The organism is Mesorhizobium sp. LSHC420B00, assembly GCF_000503055.1.
Lineage (GTDB): Bacteria > Pseudomonadota > Alphaproteobacteria > Rhizobiales > Rhizobiaceae > Mesorhizobium.
Window position 1 is genome coordinate 1 of sequence record NZ_AYVY01000074.1, and the last position, 1827, is coordinate 1827.

The 1827-nt window shown below is 58.6% G+C and carries 2 protein-coding genes; one reads left to right on the forward strand and one right to left on the reverse strand.

The genetic code is table 11. The annotated features are described in order from the left end of the window. Window positions 1-536 (reverse strand): PAS domain-containing protein (locus X760_RS73505; protein WP_023723254.1); only part of this gene is annotated, 536 nt, incomplete at its 3' end. A 400-nt stretch (window positions 537-936) separates the two neighbouring features. Here X760_RS73505 and X760_RS78760 point away from each other — a divergent pair. Then, window positions 937-1470: a hypothetical protein gene (locus X760_RS78760; RefSeq protein WP_023723255.1), complete on the forward strand. Its 534-nt coding sequence runs from the start codon at window positions 937-939 to the stop codon at window positions 1468-1470. The last annotated feature ends 357 nt before the right edge of the window (window positions 1471-1827 follow it).

The window sequence follows — 1827 nt, forward strand, 5'->3', positions numbered from 1 at the left end:
GCGGTGATCATCTGCAGGTTGTTCTTCACCCTGTGCTGCAGTTCGCGAAGCAGTGTGTCTTTCTCGCTGACCCGCTCCTCGGCCGAGCGCTGATCTCCCGCCTCGCCATGGGCCGATACGTCGACCAGCGCCACCAGCCGGAAGCACATCTTGCCGTTGTCGTCCTCGATCACGTTGGAATAAACGTCGACGATCGCCGGCTTGTCCTCGTTGCGCTCCAGCCTGTAGGTGCCGACTAAATCGGTTCCCTCGACCACGGCCTCGGCAAGCGGCCGGTCCTTCTGCTCGTGGAGGCCTTTGCCCAAAAGGGCTGCCCAGTTTTCCCGGGTGAGCCTGGCGGCCATCAGGCCTGAGAGCTTCTCGAATTCGGGATTGGCGTAGACCACACGCTCCTCAGCGGCAAGGTCGGAAACGGCTATGGCGATCGGCACCTGGTCAAGGAATTTTTTGAACTGTTCGCTTTCCAGTGCGGTTGCAAGCTCAGGTGTATCCAGCAACTGCTCGACCGCCGCGGGCTTCTCTGAATCAGATGTCATTTGCGCGCCTGTTCCGTGCGTACAATATCAACAATCCAGCGCCCCCGCCATCGCCAAAGCTGGACACTGCATTTTCATGCGCCGCGTATAGGCCTCGAGGAACAAGTCGCCAGTCAGCTGGACTTCATGCGGGCCGAGAACGATAGCGTGAATGCGATCACGCAGATGACCACCGGCCAATTGAACCAGCTACCTGAGCATCACGATAGCTTATCTATCTTGGCCCGGCCCTGCCCCGGCCTTTTCAGACGTGCGCTGACGCGATGGTCGAGCCATATCGACTCGCCTACATCGTGATGTTCACGACAGCGGAAATCGCCTGTGGGCAATGCAACCAGGCAGATCATCGAAGATTGCCCGGGACATCACGTCGCCGAGGGAAACCGGGCATCGTATTCGCATGCTGATGCGCGAGGTCAACCATCGCGTCAAATCAGTATTCGATCATCATTTCGATCCGCGAGACCAACAAGCGGGCCGAAAGCCCGGCCGCATTGGAAGCGCATTGTGTCACACATTTATGCCACTCCTTGTCAGGCTGACTTGGCCGCTGGCAGTGCCGAAGATATTTGGGCCGGCTGCAGTGTCGACCGTCTCCGCTTCGGCTATGAAGGAACTTGCAAGCCGTCCCTCGCAATTGCGGTCCACCTCAGCGGAATCGGGCTTACTTGTTCCGTCGGCGCTGCTTCGCTCCAGCTATAAAGAGGTATCGGTGCCTGCCGGAATCCTAGCCGGCGATGGTGACCGCCTGCTCGATGCGAAGGGGCAGGCCCACCGCCTTCATGCTGATGTGCCAGGTTCGCTGATTCATATCGTGCAGAATTCCGGTCACATGGTGCACCACAGCGCGTCCCAAGCCGTCCTTGCCATGATCCATACAGTGGTCGCCACGGCGGGAGCGAACGATGAAGCATTGCGGCGCACCCATGACTAGCCCCCCGCAACGCTACCGGTGCGACTCGCGGCTTGCTGCAATCGATGCGTGCCTTGCCGAGCTGCGCGGCAAACAATTTAGACCTGAGCCAAACATCCTTGTTGCGGTGTGGCTTCAAATGCGTACCGAACGTGGAGCCGCTTGCATGTAACCAAATTGCCGGCTCGGCGTTTCCTTCGACGCCGTTGCAACGGTCCCGCCCACCAACGCAAGCTTACAGAACACGAATTAGCGAGGCGATAGCTTCTTCCACAAGTATAGACTGGCAAATTCATGGGTCGTAATTTTCTGGTGATTGAACCTGAGGAAGGCATTGCCGTGCTCAAGGGGCTTGCCTCCTCGGCGCGTATCTCGATG